This window comes from Aeromonas sp. R4-1 (assembly GCF_040908325.1).
In the GTDB taxonomy this organism is placed as follows: domain Bacteria; phylum Pseudomonadota; class Gammaproteobacteria; order Enterobacterales; family Aeromonadaceae; genus Aeromonas; species Aeromonas veronii.
Window position 1 is genome coordinate 67,626 of record NZ_JBFODM010000098.1, and the last position, 17,468, is coordinate 85,093.

At 56.2% G+C, this 17,468-nt stretch carries 19 protein-coding genes; 3 read left to right on the forward strand and 16 right to left on the reverse strand.

All coding sequences use genetic code 11. From position 1 onward, the window contains the following. Positions 1–71: 71 nt before the first annotated feature. Positions 72–692, forward strand: a complete 621-nt coding sequence (locus AB5Y90_RS18625; protein ID WP_005340472.1) for an AhpA/YtjB family protein — start codon at positions 72–74, stop codon at positions 690–692. Positions 693–759: 67 nt separating this feature from the next. Here the strand turns inward: AB5Y90_RS18625 and deoD are convergent, their stop codons facing one another. From deoD to AB5Y90_RS18660, 7 genes are all read right to left on the reverse strand, one after another. After that, entirely contained in the window at positions 760–1,476 is a 717-nt protein-coding gene (gene deoD, locus AB5Y90_RS18630) for a purine-nucleoside phosphorylase (RefSeq protein WP_005340471.1), read from the reverse strand. Between the two features lie 76 nt (positions 1,477–1,552). Continuing rightward, complete coding sequence (locus tag AB5Y90_RS18635; RefSeq protein ID WP_021230981.1) at positions 1,553–2,761, reverse strand: phosphopentomutase; 1,209 nt, start codon at positions 2,759–2,761, stop codon at positions 1,553–1,555. Positions 2,762–2,775: 14 nt separating this feature from the next. Next, complete coding sequence (gene deoA / locus AB5Y90_RS18640; protein WP_005358033.1) at positions 2,776–4,107, reverse strand: thymidine phosphorylase; 1,332 nt, start codon at positions 4,105–4,107, stop codon at positions 2,776–2,778. 109 nt (positions 4,108–4,216) lie between these two features. Then, positions 4,217–4,990, reverse strand: a complete 774-nt coding sequence (gene deoC, locus AB5Y90_RS18645) for a deoxyribose-phosphate aldolase (protein WP_368167554.1) — start codon at positions 4,988–4,990, stop codon at positions 4,217–4,219. Positions 4,991–5,415: 425 nt separating this feature from the next. Further along, positions 5,416–5,586 carry a XapX domain-containing protein gene (locus AB5Y90_RS18650; RefSeq protein ID WP_005340467.1) on the reverse strand — a complete coding sequence of 57 codons (171 nt, stop codon included), beginning with the start codon at positions 5,584–5,586 and terminating at the stop codon, positions 5,416–5,418. Between the two features lie 125 nt (positions 5,587–5,711). Continuing rightward, a complete protein-coding gene (locus AB5Y90_RS18655; RefSeq protein WP_005340466.1) occupies positions 5,712–6,986 on the reverse strand; it encodes a NupC/NupG family nucleoside CNT transporter in 1,275 nt (424 codons plus the stop codon). Between the two features lie 222 nt (positions 6,987–7,208). Further along, the gene (locus AB5Y90_RS18660) at positions 7,209–7,982 is read right to left on the reverse strand and encodes a TatD family hydrolase (RefSeq protein WP_368167556.1); all 774 of its coding nucleotides are present in this window, start codon (positions 7,980–7,982) and stop codon (positions 7,209–7,211) included. A 41-nt stretch (positions 7,983–8,023) separates the two neighbouring features. On the opposite strand from AB5Y90_RS18660, the gene AB5Y90_RS18665 reads away from it, so the two are divergent. Next, entirely contained in the window at positions 8,024–8,662 is a 639-nt protein-coding gene (locus AB5Y90_RS18665; RefSeq protein ID WP_368167558.1) for a type II secretion system protein, read from the forward strand. A 325-nt stretch (positions 8,663–8,987) separates the two neighbouring features. On the opposite strand, the gene luxS is transcribed toward AB5Y90_RS18665, so the two are convergent. The 8 genes from luxS to AB5Y90_RS18705 form a co-directional block, all read right to left on the reverse strand. Then, positions 8,988–9,497, reverse strand: coding sequence for an S-ribosylhomocysteine lyase (gene luxS / locus AB5Y90_RS18670; RefSeq protein ID WP_005340462.1), 510 nt, complete (start codon positions 9,495–9,497; stop codon positions 8,988–8,990). 18 nt (positions 9,498–9,515) lie between these two features. After that, a complete protein-coding gene (locus tag AB5Y90_RS18675) occupies positions 9,516–10,109 on the reverse strand; it encodes a hypothetical protein (RefSeq protein WP_021230975.1) in 594 nt (197 codons plus the stop codon). Positions 10,110–10,168: 59 nt separating this feature from the next. Then, positions 10,169–10,507 carry a nitrogen regulatory protein P-II gene (gene glnB / locus AB5Y90_RS18680; RefSeq protein WP_005308848.1) on the reverse strand — a complete coding sequence of 113 codons (339 nt, stop codon included), beginning with the start codon at positions 10,505–10,507 and terminating at the stop codon, positions 10,169–10,171. Positions 10,508–10,516: 9 nt separating this feature from the next. Further along, positions 10,517–12,139: an NAD+ synthase gene (locus AB5Y90_RS18685; protein WP_368167559.1), complete on the reverse strand. Its 1,623-nt coding sequence runs from the start codon at positions 12,137–12,139 to the stop codon at positions 10,517–10,519. Between the two features lie 73 nt (positions 12,140–12,212). Next, on the reverse strand, positions 12,213–14,312 hold the full coding sequence (locus AB5Y90_RS18690) for a prepilin-type N-terminal cleavage/methylation domain-containing protein (protein WP_100646784.1): 2,100 nt from the start codon (positions 14,310–14,312) through the stop codon (positions 12,213–12,215). A 12-nt stretch (positions 14,313–14,324) separates the two neighbouring features. Next, positions 14,325–15,422 carry a PilX N-terminal domain-containing pilus assembly protein gene (locus AB5Y90_RS18695; RefSeq protein WP_100654563.1) on the reverse strand — a complete coding sequence of 366 codons (1,098 nt, stop codon included), beginning with the start codon at positions 15,420–15,422 and terminating at the stop codon, positions 14,325–14,327. Position 15,423: 1 nt separating this feature from the next. Next, positions 15,424–16,047 (reverse strand): PilW family protein, encoded by a 624-nt coding sequence (locus AB5Y90_RS18700; protein ID WP_123173786.1) that lies wholly within the window; start codon positions 16,045–16,047, stop codon positions 15,424–15,426. Continuing rightward, a complete protein-coding gene (locus AB5Y90_RS18705; protein ID WP_100646787.1) occupies positions 16,038–16,580 on the reverse strand; it encodes a GspH/FimT family pseudopilin in 543 nt (180 codons plus the stop codon). The genes AB5Y90_RS18700 and AB5Y90_RS18705 overlap by 10 nt, the downstream gene beginning before the upstream one ends. 95 nt (positions 16,581–16,675) lie before the next feature. Here AB5Y90_RS18705 and AB5Y90_RS18710 point away from each other — a divergent pair, with 95 nt between their 5' ends. After that, on the forward strand, positions 16,676–17,062 hold the full coding sequence (locus AB5Y90_RS18710) for a type IV pilin protein (protein ID WP_100646788.1): 387 nt from the start codon (positions 16,676–16,678) through the stop codon (positions 17,060–17,062). A gap of 4 nt (positions 17,063–17,066) precedes the next feature. Here the strand turns inward: AB5Y90_RS18710 and tppA are convergent, their stop codons facing one another. Further along, positions 17,067–17,468 carry a type IVa pilus pseudopilin TppA gene (gene tppA, locus AB5Y90_RS18715; RefSeq protein WP_100646789.1) on the reverse strand — a complete coding sequence of 134 codons (402 nt, stop codon included), beginning with the start codon at positions 17,466–17,468 and terminating at the stop codon, positions 17,067–17,069.

Here is a 17,468-nt window from a genome sequence, read left to right on the forward strand (position 1 = left end):
AGTAGCGTATTGCTTTTTGTACAGGCAAGCGCCAAGATCCCGCCACTCCTTGTTACCATGAGGTCTCGCGCTTGCAGCGTCATCTTCCCATCAAACGTGTTCTCAGCCTGGGTGCCGGTATCCTGCTCGGATGCTGGGTGCTCGGTGTGCTTATTCATATGCAGGGTGAAAGCCAGGCCTCACTGCACAGCGAAGCGCGCAACCGGGCGCAGGCGCTGGTCGCCTATGCCGCCCGAGACATGAAACGCTGGATCAAGGAGGAGAAGAGCAGCGAGCTGGAGCGGCTGGCGCGGGATCTGGCGGCGGAGCCGGAGATCCTCGATGCCACCCTCTACGACGGACGCGGCATTCCCCTCGCCCAGTCTGAGCAGGCTGTGCCGCTGGAGAGCTTGCTGCCCATCGGCAGCGATAACAAGTCACTGCCGGAGCAGGGCAAGGGGCGGATCCAGTTCGTGCAGGAGATCCGGGATGGCGAGCAGACCATCGGCTTCCTGCGCATCACCCTGGAAGAGCAGCAGATGCTGGCAGACAAGGACACCCGGCTCAAGGTGGTGCAGGAGAAACAGCGCCTGATGCTGCTGGTCGCCCTGCTGGCCGGGGTGCTCATCTCCTACGGCGTGCGCCGTAACTACATGCGGGTGCGCAAGCACAAGAAAAAGAGTACGCCCCCCTCGCCACCTCCGGAAAACTGATGGCACAACCAGAGAGCAGATACAAAAACGGCGGCCAGAAGGCCGCCGTTTCTTATTCGCGGAGGAATTACTTGTCGCCCAGCAGGACGGAATCCAGTGCGATTTCGATCATGTCGTTGAAGGTCAGCTGACGCTCTTCAGAGGTGGTCTGCTCACCGGTACGGATATGGTCGGAGACGGTGCAGATGGTCAGTGCCTTGGCACCGTACTCTGCAGCTACGCCGTAAATACCGGCGGCTTCCATCTCGACACCCAGGATGCCGTATTTTTCCATGACGTCGAACATGGAGGGGTCCGGAGTGTAGAACAGGTCGGCAGAGAAGATGTTACCGACGCGCACGGCAACGCCCTTGTTCTTGGCGGCCTGCACGGCATTGGCAACCAGGTCGAAGTCGGCGATGGCAGCGAAGTCGTGATCCTTGAAGCGCAGACGGTTTACTTTGGAATCGGTGCAGGCACCCATACCAATCACCACGTCACGCAGTTTCACGTCTTCACGCACGGCGCCACAGGAGCCCACGCGGATCAGGGTCTTCACACCGTAATCGGTGATCAGCTCTTTTGCGTAGATGGAGCAGGAGGGGATACCCATGCCGTGACCCATGACGGAGATACGACGGCCCTTGTAGGTACCGGTGAAACCGAACATGTTGCGCACGTCGCAGATCTGCTCAACGTTCTCCAGGAAAGTTTCAGCGATGTACTTGGCGCGCAGGGGGTCGCCCGGCATCAGCACGGTATCAGCAAAGGCGCCATCTTTCGCATTGATATGAGGAGTTGCCATTCTCTTGATTCCTTCACACTAGGTTGAGTTTTATTGTTTTATAAATTGCTCGCCGCCGAAGTGGCGGGCGGGTAAATTACAGGAAGCTGGTACCGTACGCCAGTTTCGGCAGACCGTGGTAAGCCGCGATGCTCTGGCCGATATCGGCAAAGGTCTCGCGACGACCGACGGAGCCAGCCTTGACCGGCTTGCCGAAGAACAGCACCGGAATGTATTCGCGGGTGTGGTCGGTACCACCCCAGGTCGGGTCGCAGCCGTGATCGGCAGTCAGCACCACCACGTCGCCATCTTGCAGCAGCTCAAACAGCTCCGGCAGGCGGGAATCGAAATACTCCAGCGCACCGGCATAACCGGCAACATCACGGCGGTGGCCGTAGGAGGAGTCGAAGTCCACAAAGTTGGTGAAGACGATGGTGTTGTCACCGGCCGCTTTCACCTCTTCCAGCGTGCGATCCCACAGCTCGGTCAGGCCGGTCCCTTTCACCTGCTTGGTGATGCCCTGCTGGGCATAGATGTCGGCAATCTTGCCGATGGAGACCACCTGACCGCCCGCATCTTTCATGTAATCCAGCACGGTCGGCGCCGGCGGCAGCACGGAGTAGTCGTGACGGTTGCCGGTACGCTTGAAGTTACCCTTGCCAGTGCCCACGAACGGACGCGCAATCACGCGGCCGATGTTGTAGGGCTCCAGCAGCTCGCGCACGATGTGGCACAGCTCATAGAGCTTCTCGAGGCCGTAGGTCTCTTCGTGGCAGGCAATCTGGAACACGGAGTCGGCAGAGGTGTAGAGGATCGGCTTGCCGGTCTTCATGTGCTCTTCGCCCAGATCATCCAGCACCTGGGTACCGGAGGCGTGGCAGTTGCCGAGATACCCTGGCAGACCAGCCTTCTCGACGATGGCGTCCAGCAGCTCCTGCGGGAAGCTGTTGTGGTGATCCTTGAAGTAGCCCCACTCGAACAGCACGGGCACGCCGGCGATCTCCCAGTGACCGGACGGGGTGTCCTTGCCGGAGGAGAGCTCCTGAGCAAAACCGTAGGCACCGACGACCTCGATATCTTTCTTCAGCCCTTCCGGGAAGTAGCCGGAAGCCTGCTCGCAGGCGTGGCCCAGACCCAGCTTGTTGAGGTTGGGCAGATTGAGGGCACCACGGCCTTCAATTTCACCTGCCGCACACGCCTTGGCGATATGGCCAAGGGTGTTGGCGCCCACATCTCCGAACTTGTCGGCGTCGGCAGCTGCGCCAATACCGAAAGAGTCCATCATCAGAATAAAGGTACGTTTCATGGGTCTTCCCCTTGTTACAAATCGGCCAGGGTGATACGGCGGTACACTTCAGGCAGTGCCTCCGGCCGCTCGCCACCAATCCGGACAGCCGCCTGCACCATGCTGGCAGCCTGAGCATATTGCTCTTCAGTCTGAGCGTGGATCATCGCGATCGGCTTGTCAGCATCAACACTTTGACCCAGGCGGATAAAGTCGGTCAGACCGACCGCATAATCAAGTTTGTCACCGGCAGCGCGGCGACCACCGCCCATGGCGACCACGGCCAGACCCAGCTCGCGGGTATCCATGGCGGTCACGAAACCGCTGTTGGCCGCGAAGACCGGGCGCACGATGGCGGCTTTGGGCAGGTAAGCGTCGTAACGCTCCATAAAATCGGCCGGGCCACCGAGACCAGTCACCATGCGACCGAAGATCTCGGCCGCCTTGCCATTATCCAGCACCGCCTGCAGCTTGGTGCGGGCATCGCGCTCGTCGCTGGCAAGACCGGCGGAGATCAGCATCTCGGCGCACAGTGCCATGGTCACTTCGTGGATGCGCGGGTTACGGTATTCACCTGTCAGGTAACGCACCGCTTCACGTACTTCCACCGCGTTACCGGCGCTGGAGGCCAGCACCTGGTTCATATCGGTCAAAAGCGCAGAGGTGCGGCAACCGGCACCGTTGGCCACGGCCACAATGCTCTTGGCCAGCTCTTCGGAGGCTTCGAAGGTTGGCATAAAGGCGCCGGAGCCCACTTTCACATCCATCACCAGCGCTTCGAGCCCGGAGGCGAGCTTCTTGGAGAGGATGGAGCCGGTGATCATGGCGATGGATTCGACGGTTGCAGTAATGTCACGTACTGCATAGATACGCTTGTCAGCGGGGGCAAGATCGCCGGTCTGGCCGATGATGGCGACACCCGCCTCTTTCACCACTTTCAGGAAACGGTCGTTGTCGACCGAGGTCTGGTAGCCGGGAATAGCATCCAGTTTATCGAGGGTACCGCCGGTGTGGCCCAAGCCACGGCCGGAGATCATCGGCACGAAACCGCCGCAGGCGGCGACCATCGGGCCAAGCATCAGGGAGACAACGTCACCCACACCGCCGGTGGAGTGCTTGTCGACAATCGGGCCACCCAGATTGAGGTGATCCCAGGTCAGCACCATGCCGGAGTCGCGCATGGCGCAGGTCAGGGCAACCCGCTCATCCATGGTCATGTCTTTGAAGTAGACCGCCATCGCCAGGGCGGCAATCTGCCCCTCACCGATGGTGTTGTTGGTAATGCCCTGAACGAAGAATTGAATTTCTTGGGTACTGAGCGCTTCACCGTTGCGCTTCTTGCGAATAATTTCTTGAGGCAAAAACATCTTTCATTCCCTCCGCCATTGCTGGCGTTACACAAGCCTGAATCCTTGCCCGCACACCGCATGGTGGGGGCTAACAGGGCGGACAGCCGTCCGCCCTCTCATCAACCTATTAGTAACCGCTGGTGTTGGCTGGCTTGTCGCCATGCCCCAGAGTGGCCAGCAGACTGGCCAGCAGGCTGGATGCACCAAAGCGGAAGGTACGGGCAGATACCCAGTCGTTGCCGAGGATCTCTTCGGCCATGGCCAGGTACTGACCGGCAACGGCGGCATCTTTCACGCCACCAGCAGGCTTGAAGCCGACTTTCGGATTCTTGGCCTTGATCACTTCCATCATGATGCGTGCCGCTTCTGGGGTCGCATTGACCGGCACCTTGCCGGTGGAGGTCTTGATGAAGTCGGCACCGGCATCGATACAGATTTCGGAAGCGCGACGGATCAGCCCCTCTTCTTTCAGCTCGCCGGTTTCGATGATCACTTTCAGCAGCACGTTGGCACCGCAGGCCTCTTTACAGGCTTTGACCAGATCAAAACCGATCTGTTCATTACCAGCCATGAAGGCGCGATACGGGAACACCACGTCCACTTCGTCAGCACCGTAGGCGACTGCGGCACGGGTTTCGGCCACGGCGATCTCGATGTCGTCGTTGCCGTGCGGGAAGTTGGTCACGGTCGCAATGCGTACGTCGGCAGCGCCGATCTCACGCAGGGTCTTGCGAGCGATAGGGATAAAACGGGGGTAGATGCAGACGGCGGCGGTCAGGCCAGCCGGTGACTTGGCCTTGTGGCACAGGTCGATCACCTTCTGATCGGTGTCGTCATCGTTCAGGGTGGTCAGGTCCATCAGGTTCAGGGCGCGCTGAGCGGCCACTTTCAGATCAGTCATTCTGTTCTCCAAAGTCTCGATTTAATCCAGATAACCGGGCACCACCATACCATCCAGCGATGGATGCACAGGCAGTAATCCCCCAGCTATACGGGAATGGAATTACAGTGCGAAGGCACCGGCACTATCGGGATGCTATTCAAAACACCCTGCAGGCACTGCGACTGTAAATAAGGCAAGAGCCCTGTCACTTTCTTACAAAAGTGCGGACTTGGTTCCATGAAGACTTGAGAAAGGCCGACAACATCTGACCCGACTTCCCAATCAATTCCATTTGACCGCCAACACCCGATTTCATCGAGTATTAGTCATTGCCAGCACCCTGCTGGCAACGCCTATTTCAGCCGAGATACCCCCTGTTTGCAAGCCGGATTTGCCAATTTCAGAGGTACCTCACATCTGGCAAATCCAGGTCTAAAAAAGCCTTACGAAAAGAAACGGGTCAGGATCCAGGAGTAGGCCAATCCCCCCAGATAGACCCCGACGATCCCCATTACCCCGGACAAAACGGGAGGCGCCGGGATCGGCAATTTGAGGAAAGAAAACAACAAACCAACTATAAAGCCGGCCACCATCGCCAGTAGCACTTCATTCATATAACCTCCGATTTGACTCATTTTATTATTAGTTTAGATAGGAAAACGGTTGTCACCGCTCCATACGCGAACGCCACGGCAGATGCCGTGGCGTTCGTGTTTATACCCTGTCAGTCAGGCGGCGATTACATGCCGGACAGTGCCAGGAAGAAGCCTGCGATAGTGGCAGACATCAGGTTGGACAGAGAGCCAGCCAGTACGGCTTTCAGACCAAAGCGTGCAATGGTGCCGCGGCGGTTCGGCGCCATGGACCCCAGACCACCCAGCAGGATGGCAACAGAGGAGAGGTTGGCAAAACCACACAGCGCGAAGGAGATGATCGCCTTGGTGTGATCGGACATGGCCACACCGTTGATCAGCACTTCGTCTTTCAGGTACGGAGCGAAGTTCAGGTAAGCCACGAACTCGTTCACTACCAGCTTCTGACCGATGAAGGAACCGGCAACCACTGCTTCATTCCAGGGCACACCGATCAGGAAGGCCAGCGGGGAGAAGATCCAGCCCAGCAGCAGTTCCAGAGAGAGTTGCGGATAACCGAACCAGCCACCCACACCGGAGAAGATGCCGTTGATCATGGCGATCAGACCGATGAAGGCCAGCAGCATGGCGCCAACGTTCAGGGCCAGTTGCATACCGGCAGAAGCGCCAGCAGCAGCAGCGTCAATGACGTTGGCAGGCTTGTCATCCAGCTCGGCATCGGCAGAGCTTTCGTCGTAGTTCGGGGTCTCTGTCTCGGGAACCAGCAGCTTGGCGAACAGCAGACCACCCGGTGCAGCCATGAAGGAGGCAGCAATCAGGTACTCCATCTTCACGCCCATGGAGGCGTAACCGGCCAGTACGGAACCGGCAACGGAAGCCAGACCACCACACATGACGGCGAACAGCTCGGAGTCAGTCATCTTGGCGATGTAAGGACGAACCACCAGCGGCGCTTCGGTCTGACCGACGAAGATGTTGGCGGTTGCAGAGAGGGATTCGGTGCGGGAAGTACCCAATACTTTCTGCAGACCGCCGCCCAGCAACTTGATGACCATCTGCATGATGCCCAGGTAGTAGAGCACTGCTATCAGGGAAGAGAAGAAGATGATGACCGGCAGAACACGGAAGGCAAAGACAAAGCCGCCGCCACCGAACACTTCAAACATCTTGTTGCTGACCAGACCGCCAAACAGGAAGTCGATCCCGTTCTGGCCGTAGCTGATCACGCTGGATACCGCGTCGGACACGCCGACCAGGATATCGCGACCAACCGGAACATAGAGTACAAACGCCCCCAGACCGGCTTGAATTGCGAACGCACCGACAACGGTACGCACGTTGATTGCCTTGCGATTGCTGGAGAACAGCACCGCGATAAGGACGAGCGTCGCCATCCCTACCAGACCCATGAACAAATTCATTATTATCTTCCTCTAGTAGCACCTGGCTTGTTAGCGAGTTGTTATTAAACCCAACTAATCAAGGGGAGCGCATTATACTAATTAAAGTCCGATAAAATAGAATGCTGGTCACATTTTATCGTTATCAAAATGTCCAAGTGTCACAAAATTAGACAGCAAACGATTTTTACGCTCATTTTTTTTCCTGACAACTAAATCGGGTGTTGCGAATTTGTTTCATGGCTATTGGTCATGATGGAAAATATGCCGGGCAGTTTCAAATAACACCTTGGCAACATCTGCCGATAATTCCTCCCGCAAGGTCATCAATATTTCCGCTATTTTCGGCAGCGCTTCCGGGGTATTCCGGGTGCCGTGCTCACCTTGTAAGGGCATATCGGGCGAATCAGTTTCCAGCACCAGGGCCTCGAGCGGCATGGCCCGAAATACCTCTCGCGTCTTGTTCGCCCGCTCAAAACTGATTACCCCGCCCACCCCGAGTCGAAAGCCTAGTTGCCAGAAAGCCTCCGCCTGCTGCAACGAACCGCTGAAAGCATGGATCACCCCGCCACGAGGCGGCTTGAAACGGCGCAACAGCTTGGCCACAGTGTCATTGGCACGCACCGAGTGGATCATCAGGGGAAGCCCGACATCGGCAGCCAGCCGGATCTGTGCCTCAAACAGCGCAAGCTGCCCCTCCTGAGGCACGTGAGAACGGAGGTCCAGCCCACACTCGCCTATGGCCACCAGCCCGACAGGCTGGCTCATCACCAGCGTTCGCAGCCGCTCCATCACCCCCTCACGCTGTTCACCGGCATACCAGGGATGAACGCCCAGACCATAAAAGAGGCCGTCATGTTGCTCTGCCAGTGCCATCACACGAGTCCAGTTATCTTCTGCGATGGCAGGAATGATATACTCCGTCACCCCCAATGCCCGACAACGGGCCAGCAGTGCCTCCCTGTCCTGGTCAAACACCGGAAAGTCGAGATGGCAATGGGTATCTATCAGCTGCATATCACTCACACCTGTTTGCGGTATTTAATGGGTCATTGAACATGATGAACAACAAAAACAACGGCTTTACCCTGATTGAACTGGTGTTGGTGATCATAGTGCTGGGGATCCTGGCCGTCACCGCCCTGCCCCGCTTTATCAATATCAAGGATGATGCCCTGAAAAGCACGGTCTCGGCGACCGCAGGCAGCTTTGCCAGCGCAGTTCAGCTGGCTCATGCTGGGTGGGCGGTGAAAATGCAGGGACAAGCAATCGCGCTCTACAATCTGAGCAGCTTTGGTAAAGGCAAATTGGATATCAATCGCTATGGTTGGCCGGTGGGTTCCGAAGAAGATTACAACAAACCGGTAGACACCCCTTATCAGCCTGGCTCTGGTAACCATATATCGGTTAGCAACCCGTCAGACTGTAAACTGCTCTTGACCGATCTGCTTGATGGCGGCCAAACCGCTGCCCGCATAGACCCTACTGACGTTGTTATTCCAGACGGTGTTGATTACCTATCCACCATAATTACGACAGGCTATGCAGACGAAGATGAGCCCAATATAAATCACAACAACTGCCGCTATATCCTGCTCGACTCAATTGGTCGCTTCCAGACCAGCTCGGATTATCGAAATGGCCTCGGCTTCGAGTACAACAGCGTTACCGGTGCCGTGACCCGCAATTTTGATTGAGCTCAGCCTCTTCTGCGCAAGCTCGCTCTTTGCTTGAATCATCATCATAACGAACCGGCGTGCAGCAGCGCCGGTTCTCCTGAGTGAGCCCCCACTCCTCGCACCACGCGTCGTAACGGGCCAGCCAGTGCAGCAGTATCCCTTTCATCGTCACACCTCTGCCAACAGGTTCAGGTAAAAAACCATCCTAATCAGAGTCGGCAAGGTGAGCAAGCCATCCCCACTATTGCGGTCGGGCGAGATAAAAAAGAGCCGGTCAGCATGGCTGACCGGCTCTTTTAACATTCCCTGAAGAGGTTATCCGATGAGCGACTGCTCATCCGCCTCACAGACTCTTCAGCTTCTCTTCCGGCAGGGCCAGCTCGTCGTTGTGGTTAACGCCGATACCGCGCTCCAGCACATGACGGGCGATGGCGTGGGCCTCTTCCAGCGAGTGCATGCTGTAGGTGCCACACTGATACTCGTTCAGTTCGGGGATCTTGGCCTGATCCTGCACGGTCAGCACGTCGCTCATGGCAGCTTGCCAGGCGGCGCCAACCCGAGCTTCGTCCGGCGCACCGATCAGGCTCATGTAGAAGCCGGTACGGCAACCCATGGGGGAGATATCGATGATCTCCACGCCGTTGCCGTTCAGGTGATCACGCATAAAACCGGCGAACAGGTGCTCCAGCGTATGGATACCGCGCTCGGAGAGGATCTCCTGATTCGGCACACAGAAACGCAGGTCGAACACGGTAATAGTGTCCTTGTTCGGGGTCTGCATGGTCTTGGCCACACGCACCGCTGGCGCTTCCATACGGGTGTGGTCAACGGTAAAACTGTCCAATAACGGCATTTCTGACTCCTGATTTGGTTACCAGAACCAGCCCCCACGGGAGAGCTGATCCTTGCATTGACGGTACTGGGCGCCGTAGCGCTGGGCGCGAGCCTCTACCTTGCGAGAGGTCTTCATCAACCACCCCTTGCTGCGATAGCTGCCACGCCGGTAGCCACCCCACCCTTCGTGATAGTTGAGGTACTGGCCATAGGCATCCCACTTGGAGGTGCCATTGAGCCGCTGGGCTTTGTTAGTGTACCAACCCATAAAATCGATGGCGTCGGCAAAATCATCGCGGTCACTCCAGCTGTTGCCGGTTTCTCGCTGGTAATCGGCCCAGGTTTCATCTTTGACCTGAGCATAACCGTAAGCCGAACTGGCCCGCCCGGTCGGGATGAAGAGGAAATACTGCATCGGCGGCTGGGCATCATGTACGTAAGAGGACTCCTGATACATCATGGCCATCACCACATGGATCGGCGTCCCCCACTTCTCGTTCATCTTGAGCGCGGCCTTGTGCCAGTCCGGCTTCTCGCGAAAGATCTGGCACAGATTCTCCGGCTGGGCCGGTGGACGGGTACTGCAAGCAGTCAGGCCCGCCAACAGGCTGGCGACCACCACCAAGCGCATCAACCCCATCAAATGAGGCCACACTTCACGCCTCTGGTCAGGTAAAGAGATAGCCAAGGTCAGATCGCGTCTTCGTTCTCTTCGCCGGTACGGATACGAATGACACGCTCCACCTCGCAGACGAAGATCTTGCCATCACCAATCTTGCCGGTGCGGGCTGTGTTCTGGATCGCTTCCAGACAGGCATCGAGATCCTCGTCCTGCACCACCAGCTCCACCTTCACTTTCGGCAGGAAGTCGACCATATATTCGGCGCCGCGATAGAGCTCGGTATGGCCCTTCTGGCGGCCGAAGCCTTTGACTTCGGATACGGTCATGCCGTTGATGCCGATCTCGGCCAAGGCCTCGCGCACATCGTCCAGCTTGAACGGTTTGATGATGGCTTCAATCTTCTTCATGGTGACTCCTTACCAGTTCTGTTTGCCGAACCCGGATGTAATGGGGTAACGGCGATCCTTACCAAAGTTGCGAGCCGTGATGCGGGGCCCGACCGCCGCCTGACGGCGCTTGTATTCGTTGAGATCCACCAGGCGGATCACCTTGCGCACCACCGCTTCCTCGAACCCTTCGGCCACCATGTCGGCGACTGAGGCATCCTCTTCCACGTAACGCTTGAGGATGGCATCCAGGATGTCGTATGGCGGCAGGCTGTCCTGATCCACCTGATCCGGCGCCAGCTCCGCTGAAGGAGGACGGTCGATAACCCGCTGCGGGATCACATAGTCGACCGAGTTGCGATATTCGCACAACTTGAATACCAGCGTCTTTGGCACATCTTTCAGCACGTCGAAGCCACCGGCCATGTCACCGTACAGCGTGGCATAGCCGACCGCCATCTCGCTCTTGTTACCGGTGGTCAGCACGATACGACGACGCTTGTTAGAGAGCGCCATCAGCAGCACGCCGCGGCAGCGGGCCTGCAAGTTCTCTTCGGTGGTATCGCGGGCGGTGCCTTCAAAAAGCGGCGCCAGCTGGGTCACAAACCCTTCGAACATCGGCTCGATGGAGATGATGTTGAACTCCACCCCCATTCGCTCGGCCTGCTCCTTGGCATCCTCCACGCTCATCTGGGCGGTGTAGCGGAACGGCATCATCACAGCCTGCACCTTGTCGGCACCGATGGCATCGGCCGCAATGGCCAGCGTCAGCGCCGAGTCGATGCCGCCGGATAGACCCAGCACAGCACCGTGGAAACCGTTCTTGGTAACATAGTCGCGCACTGCCAGCACCAGCGCCTGATAGGTCTCGGCCAACGGCTCCAGCGGCGCAGCGGGCTCCCGCTCCTTCACTGGCTGGCCATCAGCAAAACGTACCAGCATCAGCTCTTCGGCAAACGGAGCCAGCTTGTGGGTCAACTCACCCTGGCTGCTGAACACCTTGGAGCAGCCGTCGAAAATCAGCTCGTCCTGACCGCAGACCTGATTGAGGTAGACCAGCGGCAGACCGGTTTGATCGCAGCGCTCGGCCATCAGTTCGCGGCGGATCCAGGGTTTATCCTGATCGTATGGCGACGCATTGATGGTGAGCAGCAGCTCGGCCCCCGCCGCCTTGGCGGCCAGCGCCGGACCCGGCTGCCACAAATCTTCGCAGATGAGCAGGCCCAGCTGGTGACCACGAAACGGCACCACGCAGGTCTCGGTCGCCGCAGTGAAGTAGCGCTTCTCATCAAACACGCCGTAGTTGGGCAAGTCCTGCTTGAAGTAACGAGCAATCAGCCTGCCCTGCTCATAGAGGGAGGCGGCGTTATAGAGTGCCTCCCCTTCACGCCAGGGATGCCCCACCAAAATGGCACAGTTGCCCTGCCATTCGGCAACACGAGCCAACGCGGCTTCGACCCGCATCATCAGGTCGGCACGCAGCAACAGATCTTCCGGTGGATAACCGGTGAGGGCCAGCTCGGAGCAGACCAGCAGATCGGCACCTTGCTGTTCGGCTTGAGCTGCCGCAGCGAGCACTTTGTCAGTGTTATCTTCGATGGCGCCTACCGTCAGATTCAACTGGGCAAGCATCAGAGAGAGGGCTTTTGCCATGGCGATGCATCTTGAATTCGAAAATGATGGGGAATGATAAAGAAAAGGCGCTGGCTGTGCCAGCGCCCAAGGCTTAACGGGTGCAAGTCAGACTGGTTGCATTGGTCACCCCGTTGTCCACCAGCAGCGAGCAAGGGCCACTCAGCACTTGGTTGTTGGACTGAGGGGTCATCTGTACGCTGAAAGAAGATGGCTGCAACATAAAGGTGGTGCTGCCCTGGTTGGTGTATGAGAGATTGATAACCAACGTTGAATTCTCAGGCGCTTCACACAGATATGCTGCCGGTTGATTATTCGCCTGTGGGTAATCAATACGGCAAGTCGCACCAGAGTTTGGTGTGCTGATGCTCAAATTGCTGAAAGAATTTTTGCCACATGCCTCGGGGGGAGGATTATTGTTCCCCTTGCCACGTTCCAAACATTGAATTCGCCCACTCACCTTGATGGTTGGCACGGTCTGCTGCGCCGCATCGACCTTGACCAGCATATCTGCCGTCAATGCCAGTGACTGGTCTCTGGCGGAGATCAAGGATGCGGTGATCCCCGAATTCCCCTGATATGCAGTGACTCGCACGGTCACGTCGCGCAGAACCTGATTGCTATCTTTGGTCGACTTCTTCGCCGTCATATAGCCTCGGCTATAACTACCGAAGTAGTAGTTATTGAGATCAACCACGGTTTTGACCGCTTCATTGGTCACAGCAACATAATCCGTGGCATTACCTGTGAGTTGAGTCAACGGTCCCATTGACCACTCCGCCAGCATGGTCAGGTTGATATCCTGAAAGGGTACTTTGGTTAGGTAATCGACTGAACTGGTATCAATATTGGCTAAATAGACGGGGTCAAGCACATCCACATAGATGCCTCGAGCAATAAGCTGCGCCGTCCCGGTACTCACTGTGATCCCGGTCGTAGTATTCCCTCCAGCTTCTGCATTGGTAGCCAGCCAGGTTGAAAAATCGGTGATGGTCGGCAAGGTGGCAGAGGCCCCTTTCACCCACCTCAGCGTCGATTTTTGCCAATCAATATAGGTCTTGACCACATATTTGATGTATTTCTGATAACTGGCCTGATTTGCTGGCTTGGCCAAAAAATCAGCGGTAGTTACGACTACTTTGACCAGATTCCAGTCCGGCAATGGACGGTAATAACCATCCAACCGGACAAAGCGGCACGCATCCACATATTTACCATTGGTCACCGCATTCAGAGAGCTGTTGTAACGAACTCTTGATGTATTCAATGGTGCATAGAAATTACTAAAACTCGACCCGCTGCCATCGAAATGGTCCTTACAGCAGCTAGAGCATAGGGCCGGCTGGCCATTGATACTGTTATCCAGAGACCCCGTGGGTTTACTCTGCATCGCACCTGCCTTCCAATAGAGTTGGTTGCTCGCCGAGTTGTAGATCTGGCCAGGCAGATAAGAGCTCAGGTTGTCATCGAAGCTACAGGAACAAGAGACGGATGCCATATCTTGCAAGACTTGCTGGGTACTGCCACCGGCTTCAGGTTTGTATGTAACGGTTTCAAATTGCACCAATTTTCCAACCTGACCATCTTTGGAGGTGACGGTAGGTAAGGGCTTGCTGGTCTCCTGCTTGTTGCCATCTCCCAATTCGACAGAGATAACATCTGGCGCCACGCCAGGGGTGTAATTAACTTTTGGCCCCTGTCGGGTTGTATCCAATCCACCATCAAGCTGCGCCGAGCTTAGAGACTCTATTGGTGAAACATTGCCTGCCAGTTGTAATGTTTGGGCCTGTCCTTCGCTATCGGTCCAGCCAACGCTGACGATAATTGCCTTGCGTCCCGGATAGCTGAGACGATAACCAACTGGCGCTGTATTTTGCCAGTTAGAGCCATTCAAATACTGGTTGGTCACCGTCCAGGTCAGGGAGTAAGGATCCCCCGACATGGTCACTGCAGCACTTGCCGATGAGATTTGGTTGTAAGCCGTCAGTGGTGCTGTTGCGGTAACCACACTATTAAAATTGCGAAACTCATCAAGCTTGGACTCTGCCAGACGCATAGCAGTCTCATAACGGCGACCATCTTGCGACATGATCAACCCTGACTTAGACATTGCAACCAGTCCAACTATCCCCACCCCCAGCACAACCAGAGTAATGAGGATCTCAAGCAGGCCAAATCCTTTTTGCCTATTCATCGCCATCTCCCTCTACCAATCCCGCCAGCTACCAGGCACCTGATTAACGACCTGAAAAGAGGCGCCATTCGATATATTGCTCAAAACACCGGCATCGTACTTGGCATCATAGGTACCATTGGCATTACCCAGTTGATAGTTGGCAACCATAGCGCCGTTTACGATGGCGCCACCCGTCAACTTCACATCCGTTGCTGCAGAAGCTGGATTTGATGAGTAAGCGAACACGAGGCCATACAGAACGGTATTACCGTTCACTGCCAGATTGCCATTACGCACGATCAGAATGACTGGTGCGGTCACAGAGCCAACATTCGCAGAAGGCTTGCAATCACCATCCACTATGACAAGACCCGTTGACGTCGGGCCAAGGCTGCTGCAATCGGTCAACTTTTGGGTCGCTCTAGCCTCCAGATTTGACCAACCTGTCGCATCATCCTTTTCATTAAATAGATACCAGACCAAATCGGTCGGGAAAGCCGTATCGTTGTCCTTGATATCTGACTGTTTATCCCCTTTCTGGCTGATATTGGCAGAGCACCCCCCGTTATAATCCCCCTGATGACAGGTTTGCCCCGTACCAGTTATGAGGTCGACATTACCATTGGTCCAGACCGACAGAGGAACGCCAAGACCGCCACCATTTGGGTTGGCCACAATGGTAAAATTACCCCCCACTGCCATACCACCAGCAACAGTCAAGGGAGCCGCAGGAGTGCCGGCCAACACACTGAACCGAACGACTTTGGTTTCTACTACCGCTTGGGCCTGATCATTGCTTAACGTCGCCTGGGAACGCACTATGACGGGGGTCACCGCCACAGATCCCACCGTAATAGCGGCATCGTCAACAGATGACAATGTGTAGCTCCCAGTCGTTAAAGTGGTTGTTGCCCCGCTGGTACGCCAAGTGGGATCAAGAGCCAGCCGCCCAAGTCCATCAGCCAGGCCCACCTCAGCCATCGCCATCGCTTGTCGATAGAGCACCTCATTGAGCGTTACCCGCCGATCTGCAACCAGCATCTTGCCAACCAGCAGCGAGATACCGAGCAGGATCAACACCAGCAATAGAGTGATGGTAAAGGTTGTAAAACCGGACTGTCGCTTCATCTCAGTACCCGTCGTTACGCAATTTGATATCGCGCTGCAGAGTCAAGGTCAGCGCAGGCGACGCTTTGAAACGACCGCTCACCATCAGTTGCAGCGCTCGTGCCCCGCTGCCCTGACTGCTCGGCAACAGTTTCAGCGTCATCCCGGTGATCTCAATGGTGTCATCGGTCGAAATAAAAGTGCCATTACCGCATGTTGTGGAACCAGTTCCCTGTTTGATTCCTTTATCAGCGCTCAGATAGCTGTATACCAAGGTGTCATCTGTGCCCAACACACCGTTCCCATCGTTGTCATAACGTACTCTGACACAGGTATACAAACCGGAACCGGTAGCTGTTTCATTCATCAAGTCTGTAACGGTATCAAAGTAGAAACTGGATCGGCTGCCAGAGGGGGCTGCAAGAAACTGGGTTGCGTTGGCGTCATAACCGGCCCGTTGAATGTCCCGAGCGATCATGTCGGTCAGAGCCTGTACTTCCTGATTCAAACGGCTGGTCTGCATGGCGGTATAGTTAGCCTTGAGGATGGTGGCAAACAATGATGTCACTGCGGCAACCAGCAGCAAACCAGCCACCATAGCCACCATCAGCTCGACCAGACTAAAGCCCCGCATCTTCAATTGCATGCAACCTCCCCGATCACACTGCTGACTGCACAGGTTCTCACTCGACCCAGATTGCTGGTGATCACTTTCATGCTTGCATTAGACGAGGTGACCGTAATATTGCCGCTTGGCAAAGTACCGCGACGGGGTGAGAAGGTGATGGGCCGAGTGTTGCTGGCACTCTCGGCATATGAGCCCGTCAGGATAATCCCGGGGAATTCACTAGCGTCAGCTCCTTTGCGCCCTTCCAAGCTGGAGCAAGTATCGCTGCAGCTTGCACAGCTGCTGTCACCATCAATACTGATGCGATAGCACCAGTTACTGGTACCGCTGTTGAAGATAATAAACTGCAAGGTGCGATTACGTTTGATCGCCTCTGACTTGAGCAGCATGATATCCGTGTATACGGCCTGAGTAGCCGCCTTGACCATCTGCTCCTGGCGCAATGACTGATAACTGGGGATCGCCACGGTCAGCAGCAACGCGACCAACGCGACAGCGATCATCAATTCAATCACGGTAAAACCGGCTGAGCGGCCTTCTGCGCATTCCATTGGCTAAAGACTCCTTTCTTTTCGCACATGCCAGTAGAGTATGAGGTCAGTGCTATCCTATAGTATCTACCTGTTTAACGAACCCTGCCGCGCCCATGAGAATCAAACAATCTGGAATCACCCTGCTGGAATTGATGGTGGTCGTTGCCATTGTTGCCATTATTGCTGCTGTCGCCTACCCGAGCTTTACCGACGGTCTGCGTAAATCTCGTCGAGCCGATGCCATCAAGGGCTTGTTGACCATGCAGCTCAAACAGGAAGAATTTCGCATCTCCAATGCCAGTTACAGCAGTGCGATAGCCAGTGTGGGCAACCCAACCAGCGACCACTACACCTTTAGCATTTCTGGCGCCACCGCCACCGCCTACACACTGGTAGCCACCAGCAAGGGGGCCCAGGTCGGCGACAAGGCCGGCAATACGGCCTGTGATACCCTGACTATCAACAAGGCCGACACCAAGACTCCTGCCGCCTGCTGGTAACTGACTACCAGCACTCGGCAGCCGTCATAGTGGCCATCGACACTCCCTGCAGCCCCCCCTGATCCAGAGTTAGCAGGCCGCAGGGGTCGCCATTCATCACACCGGTCGGAATAGCCGTCAGGGTATAACGGGCCCCGCTGACATTGAGCGCCATATTGTAATAAGCAGCACCACCATCCCTCGGCAGGGTCGCCAAACCGGCAGAAGCCAGGTTACCGGCGTCGTAATTGCCATTGGCAGTAAACTCCCGCTCCAGATATTGCGCCGCTTCCAGCAACACAGCCTTGGCTTCGGCCCGCTTGGCTGCCGCCATGTAGTTGTTGTAACTGGGGTACGCGATCGCGGCCAGAATGGCGACCACTGCGACCACTATCATCAACTCAATCAGGGTAAAACCACGTTCCAT

Bases quoted from the DNA above. Each gene is read 5' to 3' on its own strand.
- deoD (WP_005340471.1), bottom strand. From the start codon at position 1,476: ATGGCAACTCCTCATATCAATGCGAAAGATGGCGCCTTTGCTGATACC.
- AB5Y90_RS18635 (WP_021230981.1), bottom strand. From the start codon at position 2,761: ATGAAACGTACCTTTATTCTGATGATGGACTCTTTCGGTATTGGCGCA.
- deoA (WP_005358033.1), bottom strand. From the start codon at position 4,107: ATGTTTTTGCCTCAAGAAATTATTCGCAAGAAGCGCAACGGTGAAGCG.
- deoC (WP_368167554.1), bottom strand. From the start codon at position 4,990: ATGACTGATCTGAAAGTGGCCGCTCAGCGCGCCCTGAACCTGATGGAC.
- AB5Y90_RS18650 (WP_005340467.1), bottom strand. From the start codon at position 5,586: ATGAATGAAGTGCTACTGGCGATGGTGGCCGGCTTTATAGTTGGTTTG.
- AB5Y90_RS18655 (WP_005340466.1), bottom strand. From the start codon at position 6,986: ATGAATTTGTTCATGGGTCTGGTAGGGATGGCGACGCTCGTCCTTATC.
- AB5Y90_RS18660 (WP_368167556.1), bottom strand. From the start codon at position 7,982: ATGCAGCTGATAGATACCCATTGCCATCTCGACTTTCCGGTGTTTGAC.
- AB5Y90_RS18665 (WP_368167558.1), top strand. From the start codon at position 8,024: ATGATGAACAACAAAAACAACGGCTTTACCCTGATTGAACTGGTGTTG.
- luxS (WP_005340462.1), bottom strand. From the start codon at position 9,497: ATGCCGTTATTGGACAGTTTTACCGTTGACCACACCCGTATGGAAGCG.
- AB5Y90_RS18675 (WP_021230975.1), bottom strand. From the start codon at position 10,109: ATGCGCTTGGTGGTGGTCGCCAGCCTGTTGGCGGGCCTGACTGCTTGC.
- glnB (WP_005308848.1), bottom strand. From the start codon at position 10,507: ATGAAGAAGATTGAAGCCATCATCAAACCGTTCAAGCTGGACGATGTG.
- AB5Y90_RS18685 (WP_368167559.1), bottom strand. From the start codon at position 12,139: ATGGCAAAAGCCCTCTCTCTGATGCTTGCCCAGTTGAATCTGACGGTA.
- AB5Y90_RS18690 (WP_100646784.1), bottom strand. From the start codon at position 14,312: ATGAATAGGCAAAAAGGATTTGGCCTGCTTGAGATCCTCATTACTCTG.
- AB5Y90_RS18695 (WP_100654563.1), bottom strand. From the start codon at position 15,422: ATGAAGCGACAGTCCGGTTTTACAACCTTTACCATCACTCTATTGCTG.
- AB5Y90_RS18700 (WP_123173786.1), bottom strand. From the start codon at position 16,047: ATGCAATTGAAGATGCGGGGCTTTAGTCTGGTCGAGCTGATGGTGGCT.
- AB5Y90_RS18705 (WP_100646787.1), bottom strand. From the start codon at position 16,580: ATGGAATGCGCAGAAGGCCGCTCAGCCGGTTTTACCGTGATTGAATTG.
- AB5Y90_RS18710 (WP_100646788.1), top strand. From the start codon at position 16,676: ATGAGAATCAAACAATCTGGAATCACCCTGCTGGAATTGATGGTGGTC.
- tppA (WP_100646789.1), bottom strand. From the start codon at position 17,468: ATGGAACGTGGTTTTACCCTGATTGAGTTGATGATAGTGGTCGCAGTG.